This is a genomic window from Sandarakinorhabdus sp. (assembly GCF_031422795.1).
GTDB lineage: Bacteria > Pseudomonadota > Alphaproteobacteria > Sphingomonadales > Sphingomonadaceae > Sandarakinorhabdus.
This window is the reverse complement of record NZ_JANPML010000011.1, coordinates 1-4,424: the sequence shown is the minus strand read 5'-3', so window position 1 is coordinate 4,424 and position 4,424 is coordinate 1. Positions and strand designations below refer to the sequence as shown.

The following is a 4,424-nucleotide window of genomic DNA, read 5'->3' as shown; positions in this document are numbered from 1 at the left end:
CGCCACGCTGATGCCCTATGGCCGCTTCCTCGCCGCCTGCGAGGCGACCGGCTATGACGTGGAACTGTTGCAGGCCCGGTTTGGGCGCGGCCTTGAACAAGTCGCGCACCGTCTGATGACGTTGCACCGCCCCGGCGCGCGCGGGGTGCCGTTCTTCTTCCTGCGCGTCGATCGTGCCGGCACCATCTCCAAATCCTTTGCGCCGGGCCCGTCACCGCTGCCGGTGGCGGGTGGCTGTGCGCTCTGGCACGTCTATCATGCCTTTGATCATCCCGGCGAAATCCGCCGGCAATTGGTGGAACTGGAAGACGGCCAGCGTTTCCTCACTCTGGCCCGCAGCGTGCGCACCGCGGCCATGCCGTGGGGTGGCGCGCGGCCCAGTTTCGCCATTGCCATCGGCTGCGACACCGCCCATGCCGCCGCTCTGTCATGGAGCGCTGGTATCGAATTGAATGGCCCGGCCGCGCCGATTGGCCCCGGCTGTGCCGCCTGCCACCGCGCCGCCTGCCGTCAGCGCGGCCTGCCACCCGCCAATGCCCACCTGGCCTTCGATGAACGCCAGCGCGGCCTGACCCCCTTCCGCTTCACCGATGAATGAAAGGCCTGCCATGACCAGCAATCCCGCTCTTGCCGGAGTCGAAATCAAGGGCGCCATGCAGCCCGGTTACGACACCATCCTCACCCCCGAAGCGCTGGCCTTCGTCGCCCAGCTGCACCGCATGTACAATCCGACACGGGCAGCGCTGCTGCGCGCGCGCGATCAGCGGCAGGCGTGGATCAACGAAGAAGGCTTCATCGGGTTCGCGCCGGAATATTCGTCGATCCGTGACGATCGTTCGTGGACTGTGCGTGCCGCGCCGGCTGATCTGAACGATCGCCGCGTCGAAATCACCGGGCCATGCGACCGCAAGATGGTGATCAACGCGCTCAACAGCGGCGCGCAATGTTTCATGGCCTGCCTGGAAGACGCCTCGGCACCGACGTGGGACGTGATGGTGCAGGGCCAGATCAATCTGCGCGATGCGGCCGCCGGCACGATCAGCCTTGAAGACAAGGGCAAGACCTACAAGCTGAACGACAAGACCGCCGTGCTGATCTGCCGCCCGCGTGGCTGGCACCTCGATGAAGCGCATCTGGTGGTGGATGGCGAACGGGTGGCCGGTGCTATCTTCGATTTCGGCCTGTATTTCTTCCACAATGCCACCGCGTTGCTGGCCAGAGGCAGCGGCCCCTATTTCTATCTGCCCAAGCTGGAGCACAGCCTGGAAGCGCGGCTGTGGAACAATGTCTTCATCACTGCCCAGTCGATGCTGAATCTGCCGCTTGGCACCATCCGCGCCACCGTGCTGATCGAAACCCTGCCCGGCGCCTTCATGGCGGAAGAAATCCTCTATGAACTGAAGGATCACATCACCGCGCTGAACTGCGGCCGCTGGGATTATATCTTCAGCTATATCAAGACCTTCCAGAACGATGGCACCAAGCTGCTGCCCGACCGCGCTGCCGTTACCATGAAAGTGCCGTTCATGGCCGCCTATGCCGCGCACGTGGTGCGGGTGTGCCACCGCCGCGGGGCCCACGCCATGGGCGGCATGAGTGCCTTCATCCCGGTGAAGGACGATGAAGCCGCCAATGAAGCGGCGTTTGCCGCCGTGCGCGCCGACAAGGAGCGCGAAGCCACGCTGGGCCATGATGGCACGTGGGTCGCGCACCCCGGCCTGGTTGGCGTGGCGCGTGAGGTGTTCGACCGGTTGATGCCGACACCGAACCAGCTGCAGGTGATCCCGGCCGGCGAGGCGACGCTGGCTGATCTGGTGACGCCGCCCGATGGCCCGCGCACGCTGGCGGGCATGACAAACAACATCAACGTGGGCATCGGCTATGTCGCGGCCTGGCTGCGCGGGCAGGGCGCCGTGCCGCTGCACAATCTGATGGAAGATGCCGCCACAGCCGAAATCAGCCGCACGCAATTGTGGCAATGGCGCAAGAACGGCGCGACGCTGGACAGCGGTGAAGCGGTGGATGCTGCCCTCATCACCCGGGTCACCGAGGAACAGCTGGCGGTGTACAAGGCCCAGGTGGGGGACAATTTCTTCGCCGCCGGCAAATATAAGGAAGCCGCCGAGCTGTTCCGCACGCTGGTGCTGGCCGACCGGCTGGAGCCATTCCTGACCAGCCCGGCCTATGATTTCTACTTCGCGAAGTGAGCGATCCTGCGCCCCTCCCGCTTGCGGGAGGGGCAGCAAGACTTACTGCTCGCGGAAACCCCCCTTTGGCGCCGGCAGGCCCATCTCCGCGATCATGGCGGGGGTGACCTTATCCTTGTACTTGTTGCCGAAATTGCTGCGGACATAGTTGATCACGTCGGCAATTTGGCTGTCGGTCAGTGAACCGCGGAACCACGGCATGCCGTTCTTGCCGCCGGTGACGACCATGATCGGATAGCCAGCGGCTTCCAGCGCGCCATTCTTGGCCAACGCCGGAATCTTGCCGGCGCCTTCGCCGCCAGCTGCGTTGGCCATGTGGCAGGCCTGGCAGATGTTCTGATAGACTACGGCCCCAGGATGCGGGGCAGCCGGGGCCTTGGCGGGCTTCTGGGCGAGGGCGGGAGCCGCAACAAGCGCGGCAGCGAGCAGGACAAAACGCATTGATCAGGCCTCCAGGGCGCGGGCATGCAAGCGGGTGACGGCATCGAGCGACGACAGGATCGCGCCTTCCATCCAGCAGCCGATATAGGACGCATGTTCGCCGGCCAGCACCAGCCGGTTATCGACCGCGACCAACGTCTGATAATGTTCCTTGCGGGTGTCCTCGTTCCACATGGCGCAGCAGCCCAAGGTGAACGGCACCCGGCTCCACGCCACGGTGGCGCCGCCGATGAATTCTTCTTTGTAGCGGCCGGGGTGAAACACGCTGCCCTGCTCCAGCGCGCGGGCGATGCGTTCTTCGGGTGTCATGCCGGCAAATTTGTAGCTTGACGGACCGAAGGTGTAAGCCCCCAGGATCACCGCCGGCCCGTCGCTGTGCAACTTGCCCGACGGATAGGAGATCATGCTGATCTCGCGGTCGGTGAAGCTGATGCCACCATAAATGGCTTCATCTTCTTCCCAGAAGCGGCGCTTGAATTCGAGGCCGACCTTCACGCTATTGGAATAGGGGATGGCGTGGATGGCGGCATCGAGGCCGGGTGAGCAATCGACATCGATCTGGCTCAGCACCGACAGCGGGATGGTGCACACGCAATAATCGGCTTCGGTGGTGCTGGTGACGCCGCTGCCGGTGTCCTTGTGGGTGACGGTCACCTTGCCGCCCTGCTGGCTGATGCTGGTCACCTTCTGGTTGTACCGGATCTTGCCATCGACTTGGCGGGCAAAGCCGCGACCGATCATGCCCATGCCGCCCACCGGCTGGAACATCGCATGCTGGTGATCGATGTTCATGTGTTGAGAGACGGTGCTCCAGATGCCGCTGTCGAGAATATCCTTGAACTGGTGCGGTTCAGACGGGATGGGTTCACCCAGCACGCCGCCGCCCTGCGGCCGCGCAAAGCCGCGCCGGCGCGACGAGCGATAGTTTTTCGAATATTTGAAATTCTCGTCCAGCGCGCCCCACTCGCGCAGCGCCATGCGCAGGCGGTCGCCGTCTTCCTTGGTCATCACTGAATCAAGGCTGCGATTGTCGATGGCTTTCGACAGCAGTTCGGCCACATTGCCGTCCCAATCGGCGTGCAGCTCGCGGTAGCGCATCGGCTTGCCGCCAAAGGCCTTGGCCGAATGCACCAGCGCCTGCTGGTTCATCTGGATGAAAGGCTCCAGCGCCACGCCGAATTTCTTGCAATAATGCAGCAGGGCGCGGTGGTGATAGGGAATGCGCCATGGGCCGGGATTGAGATAATTGCCGTCAGCAAAGCCTACTTTCTGCGTGGCGCCGCCCAATTCGGTATAGGTGTCGCCGCCATACAGCGACCAGTTTCGGCCGCCCGGGCGATTGTTATACTCCAGGATCTGCACCTCATATCCGGCCTTGGCCAGTTCGTGGGCGGCCAGCATCCCGGCGAGACCCGCGCCCAGCACCACAACCTTGGTGCCCGGCCGTGCGCCCTGCAGATTGGGCGGCCCGGCGAATTGGGTTTCCTTGGCATGGCCCAGCACTTCCATCGCCTGATAGAGCACAGCTGTGCCCGCCATCATGCCAATGGCGCGCAGCACTTCGCGGCGCGTCGGACCCTGTTCTACCCAGTTCATTGGAATGATATTCCCCCTTGCCTTACAGCTTCATCAACTCTGGCAGGCGTTTTGTCCGGTGACCAGTGCCAACGAAGATAGGACGATGCGATGCGCATTCACCTTCAGGCCGGATAGTGGCGAAATGACGGGGATTTCAGCCGCTCAGTGGTCGGGCGACGATTAACCCAAGTTTCCGTA

The 4,424-nt window shown here is 63.5% G+C and carries 4 protein-coding genes; 2 read left to right on the top strand and 2 right to left on the bottom strand.

Features of this window, described 5'->3' with window-relative positions:
* Both RMO81_RS00540 and aceB read left to right on the top strand, forming a co-directional pair.
* Positions 1-598, top strand: a 598-nt coding sequence (locus tag RMO81_RS00540; protein ID WP_310473773.1) for a short-chain fatty acyl-CoA regulator family protein, incomplete at its 5' end; no start/stop codon positions are given.
* A gap of 10 nt (positions 599-608) precedes the next feature.
* A complete protein-coding gene (aceB, locus tag RMO81_RS00535; protein ID WP_310473772.1) occupies positions 609-2,207 on the top strand; it encodes a malate synthase A in 1,599 nt (532 codons plus the stop codon).
* A 42-nt stretch (positions 2,208-2,249) separates the two neighbouring features.
* Here aceB and RMO81_RS00530 read toward each other — a convergent pair whose 3' ends face one another.
* Positions 2,250-2,648 (bottom strand): cytochrome c, encoded by a 399-nt coding sequence (locus RMO81_RS00530; RefSeq protein ID WP_310473771.1) that lies wholly within the window; start codon positions 2,646-2,648, stop codon positions 2,250-2,252.
* A 3-nt stretch (positions 2,649-2,651) separates the two neighbouring features.
* Entirely contained in the window at positions 2,652-4,244 is a 1,593-nt protein-coding gene (locus RMO81_RS00525; protein ID WP_310473770.1) for a flavin monoamine oxidase family protein, read from the bottom strand.
* Positions 4,245-4,424: the final 180 nt, after the last annotated feature.